The organism is Achromobacter sp. F4_2707 (genome assembly GCF_047501535.1).
Lineage (GTDB): Bacteria > Pseudomonadota > Gammaproteobacteria > Burkholderiales > Burkholderiaceae_B > Yanghanlia.
Window position 1 is genome coordinate 1 of sequence record NZ_JAZDRJ010000005.1, and the last position, 19,313, is coordinate 19,313.

Here is a 19,313-nt window from a genome sequence, read left to right on the forward strand (position 1 = left end):
TGCGGCGGCATCAATTTCCTGACGGCTTGTTCTTTGAATTCTGGGCTGTAACTGGGCACTTCTTCACTCCGACCGCTCCCTCAAATATTAACGAAAAACGAGCGGACATCTATTGTGACGCAGGGGGAACACGATCCTTTTGTAAAAAATGAAATTCATCGCTGCAACGGCGATAGTCGTGGAAACTTGGGCGACCGCAACGCCCATTTCGGTGAATGACGTCAGCACGTAGTAAAAGCCGGCATTGGCGACCCATGCCAGTGCCACCGTGCATACGTAAATAGGGATCGCCTTGTCATGGCGACCCACGCCATCGAAAGTCCAAAAAAACTGAAAGGCGTAGTTGAAGACGGAACCGACGACCGCCCCGATTGCGGTGCCTGCAATCGGAGTCAAGCCGATAGTGACAAGCGACCACATCACTGCCCAGTGGATGACTGTGGACGCGCCGCCGAATACCAAAAAGCGCACTACGAGCCTACCGTGGGTCGACACGAACGCCTGGCCATGCCTCAAAAGATGGGTTCTGGAGTGCAAAAGGTCTGGAATAGATAACAACGCTTAGCCCGGCTTGTAGTAAAGCAACAGGGCTAGAATACGAGTTCCAACGACAATAATTCGTCAACCAAAGATCAAGAATCTATCAAAAGAGACCCGACCTTATTTCTGCAGTTCCGGCAGGGTGTAATAGTTATTTTTATATACCCAGGACGGCCATAAAACATGGCTCAGCGATTCCTTCAATAGATAAGGATCCACGCCCTCTTGCGTATACGCATCCGGGGCCGCATAACGATACTGGGTGGGTGATCGATGCGGCTGGAGAACCAATAAAGAGCCCCCTTTCAGATACCCGTAATTATCCCCGTACTGCATCATTGCCCGCCCGCCGCCCTCCTGCGTGAGATCGTGTCCAATCATGGGATGATCCCCCTGAATTCCAGCTAGGGATAGCAAGGTAGTGGGCAGATCGATTTGGCTAATTACCCGATCGTCATGTCGAGGCTGAATGTCCGCGCCCAGGATGAGAGCCGGAATGTGAAAATGCCGCAACGGGACGAGATTGGCGCCGTGCACCCTCGAGTCGTGGTCAGCTACCACGAGAAACACGGTATCCTGCCAATACGACGAGGATTTGGCCGTTTCAAAAAACTGCCCCAAAGCCCAGTCAGCGTACCGGACCGTATTCTCTGTGGTGGCCGGATCACCATCTACCGCGATACGCCCGGCGGGATACTCCCATGGCGAGTGATTGCTCACCGTAAATGCCAGGGTGAATGTAGGATGTTCCGGCGCGCTTCTCAATAGCGTGTCGAGCTTGTTGAACATATCTTCGTCAGAGGCTCCCCATGTCCCAACAAAGTTAGGAGCCTCGAAGGTATGGATATCGTGAAGTTCGTCAAAACCGTTACCGAGGAAAAAGCCTTTCATGTTATCAAAGTGGGCTTCGCCTCCGTAGATGAATCGAGAGCGGTAGCCATGCTGCTTAAGCAACTGCGCCAAGGTGAAAAAATTACGTTGCGCGCCAGATAGGCGCAGCACAGCGTCTGAAATAGTCGGCGGAAATCCTGCAACAATAGCCTCGAGGCCCCGCACTGATCGCGTTCCAGTTGCATAGGTTCGGGTAAAATTCCAACTCTGTCCTGATAGTCTGTCGATATTCGGCGCCAGATCAGCACCACCAAGGCTGCTGACGTACTGCGCCCCCAGGCTCTCTTCCACTATGATCACGATATTGAGCGGCCTCGCCCTCTTGCATGTCGGTTCGTGATGATGAAGACTGGGTATTTGGGCGCTCACGGAGCTGATGCCGGCACACCGGTTCACGACATCACGGATCTCTTCCTCTTCCAATTTTCCGTAGACGTCCGAAGCGGAGCGTTCGTTCTTTATGCTGTAGACCGCATATAGCACGCTGTACAACGAATTGAGCGGTAAAGTGTTAAGCATGCCGTCGCCACAATAGGCAACGGTTGATGGATTAATGGGCCGATGACTGAGCGTCCCCCTGATAACTAAGAACAGTAACGGTGCGCACGCGAGGGTGGATAGAAGCGCTTGCCACCAAGGAAGCGGGATATCTGTGCGTATGCTTCCAAAGAGCTGAACGCCTAGCGAAACCAGCAGCACAATCAGAACTAATGCGCCCAGGATCGCCAGCTTGTAGCCCTTCCAGAGCATGCCGAATACCTCTTTGGGGTGCTTAAGATACTCAACATACAGCCGGTTGGGCCGCGTATCGTACTCATAAATAAATTGCGGTGTAGATGCCTCTAAGAGCACGAGTAAGAACCAAGAGACCAGAAGCCATGCAGTAGTGATAATGCCGGCTACTTGATAATGACCCAACCATGGCGATAGCAATAAGGGAAGCGCGGCCAACATAGCTACTAGCGTCGCGTCAATACGCAGCCCACCTATCAGTACTGGCCATAGGCCGCCGCCTGCACTCACACGCTGCCAGTGCCACGCAACGAGCGCCAGACGGCTCAGCGTCAGTAACACGAAGCTGGAGAGAATAAATATTAGGGTTTGTTCACGCATTGCTGGGGATTCAGGCGTATCTTTGTGCCGTTTGCGTTTGTTTGCGTAATTTCAAGCAGCCAGTCGAGTCTTTCGGCCATCAGGGTGACGATGTAAAGGCCCAATCCGCTTAAAGCTCTACCGTCGTTCAAAAGTGACTTTTGGCGCATAAGAATCGCCTGCTGGTCGGCCGACAGACCGGTACCGCTGTCTTCTATCTCGACGGACTTTTCCGACACCGTTACCTGAATCTCACCTTTTGTATGCTGCACTGCGTTCTGAATAATATTACGCAAGAGCATAGCCACTATCGCGGGGTCAGCCCGCACACGAAGCTCAGAAACTGTATTTAGGTTTACTCGGTCGGTGCCGCTTAGGCTTACTTTCAGGTCACTGATAACCCGCCGTGCAACGGGGCTCACTTCGATGATTTCGTGCTCTCTGTCCTCTGATTCTCGACGCGCGAGCTTCAGCAAAATATTGACGTTGTCCCTCATCTCATCGCAGGATCTCCGCACCCGCGAAAGTGTGGCGCGATCTTTATCGTTCAGTTGATCACGGGACTCGATGACTTCCAGCGCGCCTGACATCACGGCTATAGGCGTTCTCAGCTCATGACTGGCCAGATTCAACAAAGACTGCTCGCGGCGCACGTACGACTCAAGTTCATCCAAGAATCTATTAAATGTCAATGCGATGGAGTGCAACTCGACATCGCTGTAGTCCGACTCCATGCGAGGCATGTTGGGTCCCACAGGAATTCTGCTGATCCGCTCTGAAAGAAGTTTCAGCGGCCTGACAATTCGCCGACTGCTGAACACTGCGAGCAGCAAGCTGAAGGCTAGAATAACTACTGCGATGATTATTAGCGCAAGTCCAAAAAGCGCCTCACGCTTTTCAAAGTGGGTGATGTTTTTCGCAATATAAAGCACGCCACCACTGACGCTCTCTACGGCGACCAGATAAGTTTCATCGCCTCGTTCTATTTCAGCTGAATAATTCTGGGGCAGTCCCTGGAACACCTCCGGCAATACATTGGGGTGGACATCGTCAGAGGGAGCAAATACGACTGCGAGCTCCGGCGTATCCCATATGAAGGCCTCTTCACCGGTGTGATTCATCAGTATGAAGTCACGTTCCTGTGCAAATTCGACATCAAGCATCGTGTGCTCCAGATCTTCATTGACTAGAAGCACTGTGACTACCATTGAAAGCGTAGCAACTACACTGACGGCCAGTATGGCGCGGTAGACACGCCGTGAGATAGACCTCGGCTTCATCAGGCGACTTTGCTTGGTGGATGCAACCGATATCCACGACCGTGTATGGTTTTTATCATCGGATACTGGAAAGTATCCTGAAGTAGTTTGCGAAGTGAGTACACGTGAGTGCGCAATGTGTTCATATCTACCTCGCGTTCACCCCAGACCACATCCTGAATCTGTGTATATGAAAGCAGATCGGGATAGGCCTTGATGAGTTCCTCAAATATCCTTGCCCCCGTTCCAGATAGCTCCAACTGCTCGCCGTTATCTGTTCGCACCACCAGATTCCCAGGATCAAAACTTATGCCAGGCACACGAAGCTCGGGCGTCCTGGAGAACCCCGCCTTGCGGCGGTAGAGGGCGTCCACTCGCAACTGAAGCTCACGGAGATTGAACGGTTTAACCAAATAGTCGTCTGCCCCTACCGAAAAGCCCTCTTCCTTATCTTGCAGCTGGTCCTTTGAGGTCATGATGATGACCGGCGTGGAGGAATGGATATCATGTCGGATGCGACGACATATTTCAAAGCCAGAAAGGCCCGGAAGCATTACATCCAAAACGATGACGTCATAGTCGTTCGTGGCGATGAGATGCAGAGCGGTCAGGCCATCGGAAGCAAAGTCGAGGATATAACGATCATCACAAAAAAACTCATAGAGGTTCGTCGCCAGCCCGGCGTGATCTTCCACAATAAGCATTCGTATCGTGTGCTTAGTACTCATTTCGACCTGTTCTCCAAATTGCCTGCTCGCCTGCGTCCAAAATAGTTCTTCGCTGTACCCTTCATGAGGGCGCATTCAGCCAGTTCACCTCAGCGCACGGCTGCGGACGCCCGTGCAAGTACAGCCGCGCCGTCCGTCACGGTGCCGACATCCGACCATTACGCGCAAACATTCGGATCGAGAAGTTGGGATGCCTCATAGGCGGAGCTATTTGCTCCATCCCCTCGGCTAACCAGCCAAGAAAGTACAACACACAGCCGCCGAAGAGCAGCGGGGTGGCTGACGTCAGAGGAACCAAGGAGGCGGGATCGTTCCAACCGATCGGAGCTATCAGGATGTAGCAGGCATATGTCAGGCCAGCAAAGAAACCCAGGAACCCCATCAGCATTAAGATACGCGCGCATACGCTCGAAAGCGTCTTCGTACCGTCTCGGGAGTATCCAAGGAGCTGTGCGACGGTCCACTTGGATCTGCCCGCAACTCGGGGCTGCCGCTCGTACGTGATGACAGTCTCCCTAAGGCCGGCCCATTCGATGACGTCCTTCATGTAGCGCTGGCGATTTACCACCAGGCTTAGCACGGTGGCTGCCCTTGGGCTGTACAACAGGAAGTCTAAGTGGCGATCAGGCGTAGGCGACTGTCGGCGCATACGGACCACGTCCACCCCTGAACGCCAAGCACGGACCATTTCGGGAATTAGCTCCGGCGGATCCTGCAGGTCACCGTCCATGGTGACGATCGCTTGCCCAGCCGCGTACTCCAGCCCGGCACGTAAAGCCGCCTCTTTGCCGAAATGGCCAGAAAGGAACACGCCCGTGACGGACTCATCGTTTAGCGAAATCTCAAGTATGGTGTCTGCAGTGCTGTCGCTGCTTCCGTCATCTACGAACAGTAGCTCATACCTCGCATTGAGCTGCTCTGCAACTGCCTTTAGCCGTCGATACATTCGTAGAACGACTTCTTCCTCATTGAACATCGGGAGAACCACAGACACCTCCACGCTCCCCTCCTGCCTTGTTTCGGCGGTGGGCGAACGTCCCTCCCGCTTCATCGCGGATGGCCCAGCAGAGTAACGTTGCAAGCTCATGGCATCTTACGACATGCGTTATGAAGTGCAGCAGCATATCGGAGCCACCAACAAGCATATATCAATGAAATATCAAATAAATATCAAAACAGCTGGGCGAGGCACGATGCTGCAATTCACATGCAGCATAGCTTTGGCAGTCGGAGGCACACGCCCGCCGTAGCGGAAAAGCAGGCAGTGACAACAAGAGCCCCCGTTTCAGTTGCTGATACCAACTCCACCTGAAGCTGTCTGCGATGCCCACTACCGTTATCGCGATCTGCCTTGAAGAGCATCCCGAGGAGCGGTACTTCGGTCGTTATTAGGGCGGTCGCTGAACACGTTCCTGCATCAGCCTCTCGGGCGTCGCCACCTTCAACCACGCAGTGCCTCTCGAACAGTGCCTCCTGCCAGAGATTTTCAGTGCGGATTTCATCGCGTATAAAGAGAAAGTACGTCGTCGGATTTAGCGCTTATGCGACCGTATAATGAGTGCCGACCAGTGGATGACAAATCAATGAGTTCCGATACTTCCCCTTACAAGAGCAGAGGTGGCCCCGCCCGTCTGCTTAACGCTATACGTTACTCAACCAGAGGTTTCGCTGCTGCGTTCCGTCATGAAGCCGCTTTCCGTCAAGAGCTGCTTCTGATAATTGTGATGATACCGATAGCCGGCTGGCTCGGTCGCAGCCTTACCGAAATATTTCTACTCCTCGGCCCGCTTTTTCTGATACTGATCGTTGAATTACTGAACTCGAGTATCGAAGCCCTCGCAGACACAATCACCCTCGACCATCATCCCATGATCGGACGCGCCAAAGACCTCGGCAGTGCTGCAGTATTCTTAGCAATTGCGTTTACCATCGTGATCTGGACCGGCGTCTTTCTGTCTCATTTTTTCCATTTTGAGTAGCGCGGACCTGCAACTTTCGAACCTTCATAGTCCGTAAGGTCTGCGGCCCTATACCCGCGGAAACAAATTCAATTTACGAACAGGTCCTGATAAATCGGCGCGCATTGCGCCGCAGCCATACCCTTGGCGCCGCTAACGCCACCCACAAAGGTAGGAGACGGATACGTAAACTCGTCAAGCATCTTAATGCTGATGCCTCCAAAGAATCTCTTCTGCGTAATAGCACCGAATCCCGGCGTGACCTACCCAGACACTTGGATCGCCCAAGGTTGAGGCCCAGGATCGCAGCCAATCACCTGTTGATGCAGCATCATTGACGGCGTGATAGAGCGCCGCCATCAAGTGCGACTTACCTAGCCCGCGCTCGCCAATCACGACGACTGGCCGCCCTTGCTCAGGACCCACAGCTTCAATGCCTTTCAAAAGGTCATGAGTTGGATAAGTAATACCCAAAAATTGCTGTGCGGCGATTTGTGTCGCGCCCGTATTGGAGTCGTTGGAAAGCTCAATAGCCGTCCCTTTGAGGCGCCGGCCTTGAAACTCATCTCGTAGAGTTAGTCCAAGCATGTCGATTACTTTCCTTTTTTCCATTACCACTACATGCGGCGTAACTGTGATCCCGTGACTGGTCAGCACGGCACGCTAGAGCATCTACTTCCTTTTGTCGCGCCAGATCAAAATCCGCCCTAGTTTTTCCAACCATCGCTAGATATTACAAAAATTTAGAGACAAATATGCGTAGAAGTACTGAAGTTCCAAACGCGTAGTTTAGACAAGGCCGCTCGCCAGCGCGGAGAGCGCCTATAGCCGCGACTTGCGCGGCTCTGAATCCTTTTGGTTTTCTTACGGAAGGCTCACAGGACGGCCTACCGCCACACCTGTACCAAATCTTCCCATCGCGTCGTATAGGAAGGCGACATCCGCTCCTGGCGCATCTGCCAAGCAGCAATCTCGTCATGCACGATGCCGGCGAGTTTGACCGTGTCGCGCTCGTAGCGGGTATATCCTGGAGGAAGACCGGGCGCGGCGATGCGACGCCCGAATTCTGACCATCGACCCCAAAAATGCCAAGGCTTTGGGGATGATGCTGACTGGACAGCGAAGCGCCCCGGCCGGAACCGGGGCGCGGGCCTATCGTCAGGCTTACGCAGCGAGGGAATTAGCGATTTCGTCAGTGCCTGAATCGCAGTCAGATTCCTGCAACGCATCCACCCGGAAGATAGCAGGCATCCACCCCGTACCTGCCACCAGGCGCTCTGCCTCACTTACCAGATCACCCTTCTTTAGTTTTTCCAGCCTTGCCGCCTGATCGGGTGCGAACTCACCCACGGCATCCAGAATCATGGCCTTGGAAATATGCTGAAAATAACCTTCGGCGGTCGGCTGCCACCATGCAGCCATGTCCAGGCCCACCGCCTGCGCCAGTTCTTCCCCTGGCTGATGCTCGCTGGCGCGGTGAATCACCGCATCTACTGTAGCGGCGGCGCACACTGCCAGCAATTGCAGCAGTTCATCCTGCGGCTTTGCCAGCAATACGGCAAACAGATCGGCGCTATCCTGCGGCAAGTCTGCACCTGCTGCCTGTTGCAACTCGCGCAAAGCCACCGCAGCGGGCGATTCCGGCCAGTCCGGGGCCATGCTGTCCAGCCGGTTTTGTACGTTCAAACGCATGTCTAACGGTAAGCTGTAATGGGGATAGCGGCCCACTCGCAGCACAGTCTGCACCATGCCATGCACCACAGCAGCCAGGGCGGCTTGGGGGTTGCGGGCCAGTTCGATCTGTAGCGCAGCGGTACGGTGTGCGCTCAGGCGCTGGGCCAGTTTGTCGGAAATAGTAGCCGCCTTGGGCTGGTCATCGTTCCCACTATCGCCACCATTGCTTTCTTCTTCGGTCAGCCCTTGCTGCAGCCGCTCCAAAGTCCGCAACGCCTTGGCTTCGGCTTCCCGCAGCAGACCGCGATGAATCACCACCTGCCCCTGCCAGTCGATGGTCACAACGGCACCCGCCGCCGCCTTGATAGTGTGGTTGTAGTCCAGTAATCGCTCTTCCAAATCTTGCAACTGCGCAGCCAGACTGTCACCCTCTTCCTGCAGCGCATCTGCGGTTTCTTCGTCATCGCTGTCCAGCGCGGCATCCAGTTCCTCGCCGATGGCCTGCATCCTGGCTTCCAGCTTTTCTATCCGTGCGCTTTCCCGCTTGCCCGGAGTACGGCGCTCACGCGGCGCTCGTTGAAAAGCGTGAAGATCGGCATGGGTCATGGACGGCGTGGCATCCACCCAAGCCCACCCCTCAGATTTGACCTGGGCAGCATGGCTGTCAAGCTTTTCCTTCACCAGCCGGTCCAATAGCGCTGTATCGGTGATATAGGTGCCGTTGTCATCCTGCGCGAACAGATCACGACGAACACCGCCACCGGCCGCTTCATAAGCATCCAGCCCAACAAAGCGCACCAGGGCATGGCCCGCGTCAATGTCCTGTTCAGTGAGTCTGGCCCGCAAAGAATGGGGTTGCCGCTGCCATTCGGGCGCTTCGTAGAAGGCGGCTTCCTGGGCTGCATGGTCATCTGTGATGGCAAGCGCCATCAACTGCTCAAGGCTCACCGCGTCGGCCCGGTAGTCGGCCAGCAGACGCCGCGACACATTCGCCAGCTTCAGGCGCCGCTGCACCACCAGGGGCGTGACACCAAAGTCTGCTGCAATATCTTCGATGGGCTGGCCTTCTGCCACCAGCGCAGCAAAGGCTTCAAACTGATCTGCCGGGTGCATGGCTTCACGCTGCACGTTCTCCGTCAGGCTGACGGTTCGGGCATCGGCACTGGCGACCAACATGCACGGCACCGCCCATTCCTTGGGAATGCGCCTGGCCTTGGCTAACTGCTTCAAAGCTGCAAGGCGCCGGCCCCCGGCCACTACGTCGTAATACTTGCCGCCGCGGGCCTGCACCACGGTCAGGTTCTGCAACAGCCCGACTCTGGCAATACTTGCCGCCAGGGCTTCAATGGATGGGCCGCTGCTGCGAATCTTGCGCACATTGCGCTTGGACACGCGCAACTGCGACAACGGCACCACGATGTTGCTCTGCTCGGGAATGACTACGTCCTCGTTCGCCGTTTCAATGGCCTGGACTTCGCTGTGATTGATCGCATTCATGATAAATACTCCTGACGTTGAAGGGTTTGCTGTTCACCGCATACCGGATTCCAAGATTCGGAGCCCGCTTTTGCTGTTGATATGCGGTCGGCACGAAGAACCCGGTTGGCCTCGTTGCCACCGTCTTTCCTGAGTTCATCGCCCGCGACGGCCAGTAGTCCACGAACGTGAGCCGTCAAGGAAAGAAGCGCCAGGTAGGTGCGGCCCGCAGGCGCAGCCGAGGACACGGCCTGGCGCGCCTTGACGGCACGCGGCCACGGGCTACAGTCGCGGACAAGGTGATGAGGTCAGGAAAGATGGCTACGCCGGCAGCAGCCAGGTCTTTGGTGTCGCCAGCAGGCAAGCGAAGCGCGCAGGCCCGGTCAGGAAGCCGGGCCGGAGGCGTCAGCGATGGGGAAGGCTGGCGTCAGCCAGTCCCGTCAGGGATGAGCGAACAGCGAACCTGGAACAGCGCGGTCTGCGAAGCAGAGACGCACAGATTGACGGGTAGATGCTCTGTCTGCTGTTGCAAGCATCACGCTCGTGATTAAATTTCATCGGGTCTGAATCCTGCTGCGCAAGCGCAAAGCATGGTAAACGTGCGTTCCACTATGATCCAATACCTGCCACAATGTCGCAAAACTGACGTTTTACACCTCAAATTTATTAGTTATTTATTTTTATTTACAGTCATACTTTGACTCAGAAGCCTGTCATAATGTATCTAACTACTGAAAACCCCTCCAACTCACACACAGCATGAGCATTGGCGAACGCCTACGCATTGCACGCACCACACGCGGTCTGACACAGGAAGCACTGGCAAACCTCGTTCAGACACCCCTCACTCAAGGTGCTATCGCCCACATTGAAGGCGGCCGCAGCGAATCCTCACGGCATATCGTTTGGATCGCTGCTGCGTTGCACGTGCGCGCTGAATGGTTGGTCACTGGCAAAGGGGAAATGTTCGAGGAACCTTGGCCCTGGCCGTCTATCTCCCGTAGTGCCGTGGCAGAACTGCCTAGCCACGTTCAGGAAGACATCAGCGATTACATTCAGCTGAAGCTAAACAAACACGCCCGCAAAGCAGATGAGACAGGCCCAGACGCCTGAATCTGCAATTTCTCTGCTAATAGCCTGCAGAAAAACCACAATTTTTTAATGCCTGCGTTCATTCTCTGGACAGCTCAGGCTGCACCTTGTTGCGTCATTCCCTCCCCCATTAAGCCCAATTGACATCAATTCCCATTAACGATATGACTTTTTAGTATTAGATTAGTATTGACCGATTTCAATAGATACGTAATGATTACATCAAGCCTGCTCTTTAACAACAAAACACCGATAAATACCGCGCCCTGCTCCCTGTGAGCGGTGCGAGTGCGCGGCTACCCGTGTCGTCAGCTTCGTGCGGGGCGACATGCACCTGGGTAGGAGTAAAGCAGGTGAAAAATCATTCCCCTTCCGGGCCGGTAGCGACTGGTGCGAACTGGAAGGCGTGAGTGACGATCCGTTTACACGGACGCCGGCACTGCCGAAGGCAGGCCACATTCGATGGATGGCGCGTAATCCGTCGATGACAGCGGCAAAGACCGCAGTTCCCAGCATCCCGACGAACCGCAGCAGCGGAGCCAGCGGCGGGCGCTGCTGGGAACGATCAAAGCACCCGGCCTCCATCGTGGCATCTTGGCGGGCCGGACGCAACGGCGCAGACAGCGTCGGCTTTGGAAAGCATCCTGATGCCCAGGGTGCTTCCCAAGGTCTAACGGAGGAGTATATGAAGGAGCAGGCAATGCCAAACAGCATCTTTGGCTACCCGTCACCCAGCAGGCAAGCCCCGAAACAACCCGACGAGGCACTTCTGTACCGCGTACACACGGCACAGGCAAAGCTGGGCGTGTCGCGATCAACCATCTACCGACTGGTCAACGAAGGGGAGCTGGTGCTCATAAAAATAGGGAAGCGCTCCAGCGGCATCACTGCAGCTAGTGTTCATGCGTTGATTGAGCGGAACAAGGCGCTGGTGAACTAATCGGCAACGCTAAGCCCGTTTCATTTGCAGAACTTTGGCGGAATCAGCCTGCTCGTGCAGGAAATCCGCCCACACTTGCATGACCACCCGGCGCTCGTCCTCAAAACGGGCGCGGTCATATGCAGCCTGAACCTCATCGGCCTTGGCATGAGCCAGTTGGGCTTCTAATACGTCAATATCAATCTTCAGACGCTCACGTGCCACCGTGCGCAACATGGCCCTGAACCCATGGGTCGCATGTTGCCCCTGAAACCCCATATCTCGCAAAGCCTTGCTCAGCGCATCGCGGTGCAAGTGGGGGTTGCCCCGCTTCCCGACCCCCGGAAAGACGTACTCGCCTCCCCCATACTGGCGCATCTCATCCAGCATCGCCACCGCCTGCTTTGGCAGACTGACGATATGCTCAATCCGGGTTTTCATCTTATCGGCCGGAATGCACCATTCCGCATGATCCAGGTCTATCTCAGCCCAACGTGCAGAAGCAACTACCCCCGGCCTGCAGGCCGTATAGGCGGCCAACAGCAGGCCACCGCGCACCACCCGCCCCTCGTAGGACAGAATGGCACGCATCAACGGCCCCACCCCTTGTATTTTCGTCACAGCGGGAATATGACCTCCCCGATGCCGGGGCAATGCCCGCTGCAACCGAAGAACCTGATCATCTCCGCGAATGCCGCGAACGATACAGTAATCGACAACGCCATTCAGGCACTGGCGAGCCTTAATAGCGATGGAAGGCGTCGTCGTTGCCAAATCCACCAAAACCGGGACGACATCCTTGCTGGCCATTGTTCTCATATCCAGGTCGCCAAGCATTGGCTGCAGGCGTTTCTGAACAATGAAAACTGATTTCGTATAGGTGGCAGGCGCCCAACCGGATTTCCGACTCTCCAGCCAGGCATCTGAAACCACAGTGAACGAGTGCTTGCGCGCTTCTTCCGCTTCCAGCCTTTGCTGAATTTCTTCCTGTGTAAGCGCTTCACGTTCTATCTTGAGACGGTCATAAAAACCCTCCACCGGCTGTCCCATACGGACTCGCTGATGAAGTTCAGCAGCCGCCTGATGAGCCGCCGCTATACCCATCTCTGGATAGACGCCCACAATTCTCTTTCCACGGCGTCCATCCTGTTCACGGTATCGGACCTGCCACTGCTTCAATCCGCTAGGCAGCACGAGCAAATGCAGTCCCTGACCCGATGCAAGGGTGTATGCCGTTTTCTTCGGCTTCGCCTTGCTGGCCACCAATTCTGTCAACTGCGAAGCTAGTTTTGGCATGGATTTGTCTCAAAGTGGGCATAGTTTGGGTACCTGAATTATAAAGTACCCAAACAAGTACCCAAAAACGCGGGATTTACTGAAACCCCATGAGACGCCCTGAACGCAAAAAACCCGCACAAACCTAATGTTCATGCGGGTTTCCGGTACTTCTCAAGCTGTTATGAAACAACCTGGTTTTTAACTGTGGTGCCGTCGGCGAGACTCGAACTCGCACAGCTTTCGCCACTACCCCCTCAAGATAGCGTGTCTACCAATTCCACCACGACGGCGGTGAAGACAAAGATATTAACATATATTCTTTGCCAAATTCAAGCAAAACTAAATTTTAATTTGAATTTTGTTCAGGAGCTGTAGCATTGGGCACAGAGGCTTCAGCAGAAGGCGCCTCGACCGCAGGCGCTTCCGGTACGGCGGGCGTAGCCGTTTCGGCGGAAGCTGCGGGCGTTTCGGGCGCCGCAGGCACGGCGGCATCAGCGGGAGCAGGAACGGCTGCGGGCACCGAAGGCACAGCGGGTACGCTGGTTTCAGATGCTGCGGGTGCGGAACCCGGTACCTGAGGGACTTCAAAGCCCTGCATGACGCCGGAATCTACCACACCGCGTTGCGGTTGGTGCGACAACCAGGCCAAAGCCGCTGTTGAGGCGAAGAACGCGATAGCCACCCATTTGGTGGTACGCGAAAGAAAGTTTGCAGCACCCGCAGCACCAAACAAACTGCCGGCAGAGCCGCTGCCAAATGCAGAGCCCATGTCTGCGCCCTTACCTTGCTGCAAAAGCACCAGCACGATGACGCCAAGTGATGAGATGACCTGGACTGCCATCAAGATGGGAGACAACCATTCCATGAAGAATTACTCCGTGGCCTCAGGCGGCCGCTATGCTTAAAAATTCAGTTGCCGCCAGCGAAGCGCCCCCCACTAGGGCGCCGTCGATGTCGGGCATGACAAACAGGCTGGCCGCGTTAGAACCTTTAACACTGCCACCATACAAAATGCGTACCTGCCCTGCCCCAGCAGCTTCCAGCTGTTGGCGGATGTGGGCATGTACTTCTTGTGCTTGTTCAGGCGTGGCGGTAAGGCCGGTGCCGATCGCCCAAACAGGCTCGTATGCGATAACCAGCTTGGCCAGGGCTTCCGCACCCAATGCCAAAACCGGTGCAAGCTGACGACTTACAACTTCCAGCGCCTGGCCGGCTTCGTGTTCCTGCAGGGTTTCGCCCACACAAACCACCGGTGCGATGCCTGCCGCCAGAGCGGCAGCGGCTTTTTCAGCGACGAGAGAGTCGGTTTCACCATGGCCGCTGCGCCTTTCGGAATGCCCAACCAGCACCCACGAACAGGCGAAATCGGCCAGCATTGCTGCCGCAACTTCCCCCGTGTAGGCGCCCTTTTCGTGAGGGCTGACATCTTGCGCCCCCCAACTGACGCCGGTGCCTTCAAGCAGCGACCGCACCTGATACAGATAGGGAAACGGCACGCACACGGCCAGATCGCACTGCTGTACACCAGCAATGCCTGCACGCAGACCCGCGAGCAGTTCCGAATTGAACGCCGCATCACCGTGCATTTTCCAGTTGCCGATGACTAGGCGTTTACGAGAAGAATCGACCATACAGGTAACAAAAATAGCCAGGCAACCATGACCTGGTTAAATTGGATTAACCCGGCATTGTACCTTGGATCAGGGGTGCTTGTATGCCCCTTCTTGCATGCCAAACACGACAAGAAGGGGGATTCGCCAGTGAAGGGATCAGGGAACCAGGATGATTTTTCCGATGTTGTCGCCCGCTTCCATCATGGCGTGAGCTTTCCAGGCTTCTTCCAGAGGGAAAGTCGCATGGATGATGGGGCGGATTTTCCCTGACTCCAACAGCGGCCAGGCGTGTTCGCGCAATTTTTTGGCAATCTCGCCCTTAAAAGCGACGGGACGGGGGCGCAGGGTGGAACCTGTGATGGTGAGGCGGCGGCGCATGACGTCGGAGGCATTGATTTCGCCCTTGACGCCACCCAGCAGCGCGATGATGACAATGCGGCCGTCATCGGCCAGGCATTTGATATTGCGGGCGACATAATCGCCTGCCACCATATCGAGAATCACATCGGCGCCACGGCCATCGGTCGCTTTCTTAACTTCTTCAACGAAATCTTTTTCGCGGTAGTTAATGCCTAAGTCTGCTCCCAGGTCTTCAACGGCGCGTACGCGGTCGTCGCTCCCCGCTGTAAAGATCACCTTATTGCCCATGGCTTTGGCCAGTTGCACTGCAGTCGTACCAATACCGCTTGCGCCACCATGTACCAGCAGTGTTTCGCCTTCTGCCAGCTGGCCGCGATCAAACACATTGCTCCATACCGTGAAATAGGTTTCCGGCAAGCCGGCCGCTTCGATGTCACTCAAGCCGGCAGGAATCGGCAGACACTGCTCCACTGGCGCCACGCAATATTCAGCGTAGCCGCCGCCTGCCACCAAAGCGCAGACTTTATCGCCCACCCTGAAACCGCCGGCTTGGGCATCGCCGCTCACGATTTCGCCGGCAACTTCCAGGCCGGGGAGATCGGACGCCCCGGGAGGCGGTGGATACCCACCCTTGCGCTGGAACACATCGGGACGGTTAACCCCTGCGGCAGTTACTTTAATGAGAACCTCGCCAGGCCCGGCTTCGGGTATGGGACGCTCTACGGGCTTCAAAACCTCAGGCGCACCTGGCTGCGAGATTTCCACTGCTTTCATTTTGACTCCTGTCTCGAAGGTGTTACGGCAAAACGCTTATTATGACCCTATAAAATAACGTAAAGTCGCGATCGGCTCACACAAGCGCGCACATAATGCTAAACTTCACGACTTCGTAAGGAAGCGTGGCCGAGTGGTTGAAGGCACCGGTCTTGAAAACCGGCAAGGGGCAACCCTTCGTGAGTTCGAATCTCACCGCTTCCGCCAAGAACTCAGTCATCACGCGCCCCACAAGGCGCATCGCTGTACCCCCCCGCCGTTGCAGTACCCACTCCATTATTCGCCATCAGATCAAGGCTCCGCCTTATCCCGTATAGCAGTCTGATAGCGCGCCTGTCTCTGGCACATCTTCCGCACCGCCCTGGTCAAAATACTGAAGCTCTCAGACAGTTCGCGGTAAGCCCCCCCCCGGCATGAAGGCGGGCAGGTACTCGTTTAGTGTGGCCGCTGTTATTTGCCCCGAATGGCCGCCAGAATGCGGCGGTCGCGCTTGGTGGGGCGGCCGTCTTCGTAACTGTGTGAAGGTTCGGGCGCCAAGCGACGCATTTCGGCTGCCCGCGCCCGGCGCGCTGCACTCTCGGGCGTTTCCTCGTAAAGTTGTTGTGCCACCGGCGCCGGGCCGCGCACACGGCTGATACCGCGCACCACGACTTCAATGGGCGGGTCTCCCTTTTTGATCACCAGCACATCTCCTGCCCGGACTTCACGGGCGGGCTTGGCTGTCTGGCCGTTAACCTGTACACGACCCTTGCCGATTTCATCGACCGCCAGGGCGCGTGTTTTGTAGAACCTTGCAGCCCACAACCATTTATCTAACCTGAGTTTTTCATCCATGACACAAAGCTAACACACGAAACGTTCTATTATCTGTGCCATATAGAACACATTATTTTGTATGTAAAGCACAATGCAACAATATCGTTACAATTAGAGATCTAATTCTAGCGGGTTCGCAGTGAAGGACATCGGTCGCATGGGCGGGTTCTTCTCTCACAGCATACGGGGTACTTCGAGCTCCGTATTTAACTTGCCTCGCATAACCCTGCCGCTACCGGCGAGGCTTGTGCACAGGCATGGGGTCAAGCCTTTGAAGGGTATCAGAGCACTATATGGAAAATTTTCAGAAAGACATTGAAGAGCGAACCAACCTGACTTCTGCCAACAAGTTTGAGTTGTTATTGTTCCAGTTGGGCACTCCACCCGCCAGCGACCGCTCAGAACTTTTTGGCATCAATGTCTTCAAACTGAGCGAAATCATGCCTATGGTGCCGCTCATTCAAGCTGCCGGTATGGCGCCACCCATGCTGGGCATGATTGACGTACGCGGGAAAATTCTGCCTGTTATTGACTTGCCTGCGGTGGTTGGCTGCACACCCCGCACCGGCTTGAACATCCTGCTGATTACCGAATATGCACGCAGCACTCAAGCGTTTGCGGTGGAATCTGTAGACGATATCGTGCGACTGGACTGGAACCAAGTGCTGACAGCAGAGACGGGGATCGGGGGCGGCTATACCATGAGCATGGCACGCCTGGACTCCGAGAACCTGGATAGCGGTCGTATGGCGTTGATTTTGGACGTTGAACAGATTCTGTTCGACTTTATTCCGGGCGATCGTTCAGGGCGTGTAGACGAAATAAAGAACAAACGTTTCAAATACAAGCCGGGTGCGATTGCCATTGTGGCGGACGATTCCAAAGTTGCGCGTACGCTGCTGGAAAACAGCCTGGATGCAATGGGCATCCCCTACGATATGCATATCACTGGGCAGTCTGCTTGGGACAAAATCCAGACCATTGCTGCTCAGGCACAGGCAGAAAATGTGCCCATTTCCGACAAAATCAGTTTTGTGCTGACCGATTTGGAAATGCCGGAAATGGATGGCTTCACTTTGACACGTAATATCCGCGCAACCGACTACATGAGAAATATGCCGGTGATTATTCACTCCTCGCTATCGGGTAATGCTAACGAAGAGCATGTGCGCAAAGTGGGTGCTGATGCCTATGTGGCGAAGTTTGAAGTCAATGAATTGGCCGAAGCCATTGAGCATTCGCTTAATGCGGCTCGCCCTTATTGAACAAGCGGTACTGCGCAGCCCCCCCCTGCCATAGGGGGCGGTAAGCCCACCGTATAGGGGCAGCCCCGCCGCCCCATATAACCAAGTGAAGGCGCCGCCTTAGCGGACGCGGCGCAGCCGGTCGAGAGAGGCCTGATTCAAGCGCCGGGCCTCGTCTTCCGCGTAAGCCCGTTCCCCGCTTTCGTAACGCCCCTCATAAATGCAGGCGCTGCGGTTCCAACGACATTCCAGGCTGGTAGTCACCACACGCGCGTCACCGCTATGTTCGGCCACGCCCGGGTTGGTTGAAGAGCACCCCGCTACAACGGCCGCCACGCACAATGCCAAGCCTAAGCGGCATACAGTTTGAATCGACATATTTCCCAGCCCTGCAAAAAATCAATAGCCTATTTATAGCAGGCCACGGGGGTAAAGATCGATGACAAGGGCAAAGATTCGTTAAAACACGACCAATGCGCCTGGGGGAATAGCCGTGTTGCAAGCTTTTCCACATGCCTTTAACCGCTGCTGCCTCAGGCCCATGGTGTGCTGACTCTTCCCAAGCTCTCAATCAATGCTGGCCGTATGAGCCCGCCAGCCATAGAATCAAGGGCTCTCTCGAACCTACTTACAGGGGTATCATGAAATTCGACAACATATTGCAAACCATTGGCAACACGCCCACCATCCGCGCCAACCGCCTGTTTGGCGACAATAGCAATGTGTGGATCAAGTCTGAACGCAGCAACCCTGGCGGATCAATCAAAGACCGTATCGCTCTGGCCATGATTGAAGAAGCCGAGAAAACCGGCAAGCTCCAACCGGGCGGTACGATTATCGAACCGACCAGCGGGAATACCGGCGTGGGCCTGGCCATTGTCGCGGCAGTCAAGGGCTACAAACTGATTCTTGTCATGCCTGAAAGCATGTCGCTGGAACGCCGTCGCCTGATGCTGGCCTATGGCGCGAGCTTCGATCTTACTCCTCGTGAAAAAGGGATGAAAGGTGCAATTGAGCGCGCGCAAGAGTTGGCGCAGCAAACCCCCGGCGCCTGGATTCCTCAACAGTTTGATAACCCGGTGAATGTCGCCGCCCACGAGGCCACAACCGCTCAGGAAGTGCTGGCCGACTTCCCTGAAGGGCTAGACGTCCTGATCACCGGCGTTGGTACGGGCGGCCACCTGACGGGTGTCGCCAAGGCGCTGAAAGCACGGTTTCCTGATGTAAAAGTGTTCGCAGTGGAGCCCACCGACTCCCCTGTTATTTCAGGCGGCCAGCCCGGCCCCCACGCCATTCAGGGGATCGGAGCCGGCTTTATTCCCAAGAATCTGGATACCAGCCTGCTGGATGGCGTGATTCAGGTCGAAGCCGAAGCGGCCCGCGAATACGCCCGCCGCGCCGCGCGCGAAGAGGGCCTGCTGGTGGGCATTTCTTCGGGGGCAACACTGGCAGCCATTGCACAGAAGCTGCCTGAACTGCCGACAGGCGCCCGCGTACTGGGCTTCACCTACGATACCGGCGAGCGCTACCTTTCTGTAGAAGGCTTTTTGCCGCAACAGGCTTAGGAAGATTCTGAACAAATCACCGCGCACGCCCGTA

At 55.5% G+C, this 19,313-nt stretch carries 19 protein-coding genes and 2 tRNA genes; 6 read left to right on the forward strand and 15 right to left on the reverse strand.

Features of this window, described 5'->3' with window-relative positions:
• Nucleotides 1-87: 87 nt before the first annotated feature.
• From VRY85_RS06060 to VRY85_RS06080, 5 genes are all read right to left on the reverse strand, one after another.
• Nucleotides 88-471, reverse strand: coding sequence for a GtrA family protein (locus tag VRY85_RS06060; protein ID WP_414597721.1), 384 nt, complete (start codon nucleotides 469-471; stop codon nucleotides 88-90).
• Nucleotides 472-660: 189 nt separating this feature from the next.
• Nucleotides 661-2,544, reverse strand: coding sequence for an LTA synthase family protein (locus VRY85_RS06065; protein ID WP_414597722.1), 1,884 nt, complete (start codon nucleotides 2,542-2,544; stop codon nucleotides 661-663).
• Nucleotides 2,526-3,686, reverse strand: coding sequence for a sensor histidine kinase (locus tag VRY85_RS06070; RefSeq protein WP_414597723.1), 1,161 nt, complete (start codon nucleotides 3,684-3,686; stop codon nucleotides 2,526-2,528). Before VRY85_RS06070 ends, VRY85_RS06065 begins: the two co-directional genes overlap by 19 nt.
• Nucleotides 3,687-3,802: 116 nt before the next feature.
• Entirely contained in the window at nucleotides 3,803-4,510 is a 708-nt protein-coding gene (locus tag VRY85_RS06075) for a response regulator transcription factor (protein ID WP_180154496.1), read from the reverse strand.
• 136 nt (nucleotides 4,511-4,646) lie between these two features.
• A complete protein-coding gene (locus tag VRY85_RS06080) occupies nucleotides 4,647-5,510 on the reverse strand; it encodes a glycosyltransferase family 2 protein (protein WP_414597724.1) in 864 nt (287 codons plus the stop codon).
• A 583-nt stretch (nucleotides 5,511-6,093) separates the two neighbouring features.
• On the opposite strand from VRY85_RS06080, the gene VRY85_RS06085 reads away from it, so the two are divergent.
• Nucleotides 6,094-6,489 carry a diacylglycerol kinase gene (locus VRY85_RS06085; RefSeq protein ID WP_180154498.1) on the forward strand — a complete coding sequence of 132 codons (396 nt, stop codon included), beginning with the start codon at nucleotides 6,094-6,096 and terminating at the stop codon, nucleotides 6,487-6,489.
• 183 nt (nucleotides 6,490-6,672) lie between these two features.
• Here the strand turns inward: VRY85_RS06085 and VRY85_RS06090 are convergent, their stop codons facing one another.
• The 3 genes from VRY85_RS06090 to VRY85_RS06100 form a co-directional block, all read right to left on the reverse strand.
• The gene (locus tag VRY85_RS06090) at nucleotides 6,673-7,080 is read right to left on the reverse strand and encodes a hypothetical protein (protein ID WP_414597725.1); all 408 of its coding nucleotides are present in this window, start codon (nucleotides 7,078-7,080) and stop codon (nucleotides 6,673-6,675) included.
• Between the two features lie 275 nt (nucleotides 7,081-7,355).
• Nucleotides 7,356-7,697, reverse strand: a complete 342-nt coding sequence (locus VRY85_RS06095) for a DUF4113 domain-containing protein (RefSeq protein WP_414597726.1) — start codon at nucleotides 7,695-7,697, stop codon at nucleotides 7,356-7,358.
• A complete protein-coding gene (locus VRY85_RS06100; RefSeq protein WP_414597727.1) occupies nucleotides 7,633-9,639 on the reverse strand; it encodes a ParB N-terminal domain-containing protein in 2,007 nt (668 codons plus the stop codon). Before VRY85_RS06100 ends, VRY85_RS06095 begins: the two co-directional genes overlap by 65 nt.
• Before the next feature lie 738 nt (nucleotides 9,640-10,377).
• On the opposite strand from VRY85_RS06100, the gene VRY85_RS06105 reads away from it, so the two are divergent.
• Both VRY85_RS06105 and VRY85_RS06110 read left to right on the forward strand, forming a co-directional pair.
• The gene (locus tag VRY85_RS06105; protein ID WP_414597728.1) at nucleotides 10,378-10,731 is read left to right on the forward strand and encodes a helix-turn-helix domain-containing protein; all 354 of its coding nucleotides are present in this window, start codon (nucleotides 10,378-10,380) and stop codon (nucleotides 10,729-10,731) included.
• A 307-nt stretch (nucleotides 10,732-11,038) separates the two neighbouring features.
• Nucleotides 11,039-11,650, forward strand: coding sequence for a helix-turn-helix transcriptional regulator (locus VRY85_RS06110; RefSeq protein WP_246436896.1), 612 nt, complete (start codon nucleotides 11,039-11,041; stop codon nucleotides 11,648-11,650).
• A 9-nt stretch (nucleotides 11,651-11,659) separates the two neighbouring features.
• On the opposite strand, the gene VRY85_RS06115 is transcribed toward VRY85_RS06110, so the two are convergent.
• From VRY85_RS06115 to VRY85_RS06135, 5 genes are all read right to left on the reverse strand, one after another.
• On the reverse strand, nucleotides 11,660-12,925 hold the full coding sequence (locus tag VRY85_RS06115; RefSeq protein ID WP_180154503.1) for a tyrosine-type recombinase/integrase: 1,266 nt from the start codon (nucleotides 12,923-12,925) through the stop codon (nucleotides 11,660-11,662).
• A 187-nt stretch (nucleotides 12,926-13,112) separates the two neighbouring features.
• Nucleotides 13,113-13,197, reverse strand: a tRNA-Leu gene (locus VRY85_RS06120).
• 56 nt (nucleotides 13,198-13,253) lie between these two features.
• The gene (secG, locus tag VRY85_RS06125; protein WP_414597729.1) at nucleotides 13,254-13,772 is read right to left on the reverse strand and encodes a preprotein translocase subunit SecG; all 519 of its coding nucleotides are present in this window, start codon (nucleotides 13,770-13,772) and stop codon (nucleotides 13,254-13,256) included.
• A 19-nt stretch (nucleotides 13,773-13,791) separates the two neighbouring features.
• A complete protein-coding gene (tpiA, locus tag VRY85_RS06130) occupies nucleotides 13,792-14,538 on the reverse strand; it encodes a triose-phosphate isomerase (RefSeq protein ID WP_414597730.1) in 747 nt (248 codons plus the stop codon).
• Nucleotides 14,539-14,676: 138 nt separating this feature from the next.
• Nucleotides 14,677-15,654, reverse strand: a complete 978-nt coding sequence (locus tag VRY85_RS06135; protein WP_414597731.1) for an NAD(P)H-quinone oxidoreductase — start codon at nucleotides 15,652-15,654, stop codon at nucleotides 14,677-14,679.
• 119 nt (nucleotides 15,655-15,773) lie between these two features.
• On the opposite strand from VRY85_RS06135, the gene VRY85_RS06140 reads away from it, so the two are divergent.
• Nucleotides 15,774-15,861: transfer RNA gene (locus tag VRY85_RS06140), tRNA-Ser, on the forward strand.
• Nucleotides 15,862-16,104: 243 nt separating this feature from the next.
• On the opposite strand, the gene VRY85_RS06145 is transcribed toward VRY85_RS06140, so the two are convergent.
• Nucleotides 16,105-16,488 (reverse strand): RNA-binding S4 domain-containing protein, encoded by a 384-nt coding sequence (locus VRY85_RS06145; protein WP_414597732.1) that lies wholly within the window; start codon nucleotides 16,486-16,488, stop codon nucleotides 16,105-16,107.
• Nucleotides 16,489-16,763: 275 nt separating this feature from the next.
• Here VRY85_RS06145 and VRY85_RS06150 point away from each other — a divergent pair, with 275 nt between their 5' ends.
• Complete coding sequence (locus VRY85_RS06150) at nucleotides 16,764-17,735, forward strand: chemotaxis protein (RefSeq protein WP_414597733.1); 972 nt, start codon at nucleotides 16,764-16,766, stop codon at nucleotides 17,733-17,735.
• A 99-nt stretch (nucleotides 17,736-17,834) separates the two neighbouring features.
• Here VRY85_RS06150 and VRY85_RS06155 read toward each other — a convergent pair whose 3' ends face one another.
• Entirely contained in the window at nucleotides 17,835-18,092 is a 258-nt protein-coding gene (locus tag VRY85_RS06155; RefSeq protein WP_414597734.1) for a hypothetical protein, read from the reverse strand.
• Between the two features lie 263 nt (nucleotides 18,093-18,355).
• Between VRY85_RS06155 and cysK the strand changes: the two genes are divergently transcribed.
• The gene (gene cysK, locus VRY85_RS06160) at nucleotides 18,356-19,279 is read left to right on the forward strand and encodes a cysteine synthase A (RefSeq protein ID WP_414597735.1); all 924 of its coding nucleotides are present in this window, start codon (nucleotides 18,356-18,358) and stop codon (nucleotides 19,277-19,279) included.
• Nucleotides 19,280-19,313 lie beyond the last annotated feature (34 nt).

Coding starts and splice junctions, on each gene's coding strand:
- VRY85_RS06065 (WP_414597722.1), bottom strand. CDS start 2,544: ATGCGTGAACAAACCCTAATATTTATTCTCTCCAGCTTCGTGTTACTG.
- tpiA (WP_414597730.1), bottom strand. CDS start 14,538: ATGGTCGATTCTTCTCGTAAACGCCTAGTCATCGGCAACTGGAAAATG.
- VRY85_RS06110 (WP_246436896.1), top strand. CDS start 11,039: ATGCACCTGGGTAGGAGTAAAGCAGGTGAAAAATCATTCCCCTTCCGG.
- VRY85_RS06145 (WP_414597732.1), bottom strand. CDS start 16,488: ATGGATGAAAAACTCAGGTTAGATAAATGGTTGTGGGCTGCAAGGTTC.
- VRY85_RS06105 (WP_414597728.1), top strand. CDS start 10,378: ATGAGCATTGGCGAACGCCTACGCATTGCACGCACCACACGCGGTCTG.
- VRY85_RS06150 (WP_414597733.1), top strand. CDS start 16,764: ATGGAAAATTTTCAGAAAGACATTGAAGAGCGAACCAACCTGACTTCT.
- secG (WP_414597729.1), bottom strand. CDS start 13,772: ATGGAATGGTTGTCTCCCATCTTGATGGCAGTCCAGGTCATCTCATCA.
- VRY85_RS06090 (WP_414597725.1), bottom strand. CDS start 7,080: ATGGAAAAAAGGAAAGTAATCGACATGCTTGGACTAACTCTACGAGAT.
- VRY85_RS06085 (WP_180154498.1), top strand. CDS start 6,094: ATGAGTTCCGATACTTCCCCTTACAAGAGCAGAGGTGGCCCCGCCCGT.
- cysK (WP_414597735.1), top strand. CDS start 18,356: ATGAAATTCGACAACATATTGCAAACCATTGGCAACACGCCCACCATC.
- VRY85_RS06075 (WP_180154496.1), bottom strand. CDS start 4,510: ATGAGTACTAAGCACACGATACGAATGCTTATTGTGGAAGATCACGCC.
- VRY85_RS06100 (WP_414597727.1), bottom strand. CDS start 9,639: ATGAATGCGATCAATCACAGCGAAGTCCAGGCCATTGAAACGGCGAAC.
- VRY85_RS06095 (WP_414597726.1), bottom strand. CDS start 7,697: ATGCGTTGCAGGAATCTGACTGCGATTCAGGCACTGACGAAATCGCTA.
- VRY85_RS06155 (WP_414597734.1), bottom strand. CDS start 18,092: ATGTCGATTCAAACTGTATGCCGCTTAGGCTTGGCATTGTGCGTGGCG.
- VRY85_RS06115 (WP_180154503.1), bottom strand. CDS start 12,925: ATGCCAAAACTAGCTTCGCAGTTGACAGAATTGGTGGCCAGCAAGGCG.
- VRY85_RS06135 (WP_414597731.1), bottom strand. CDS start 15,654: ATGAAAGCAGTGGAAATCTCGCAGCCAGGTGCGCCTGAGGTTTTGAAG.
- VRY85_RS06070 (WP_414597723.1), bottom strand. CDS start 3,686: ATGCTTGATGTCGAATTTGCACAGGAACGTGACTTCATACTGATGAAT.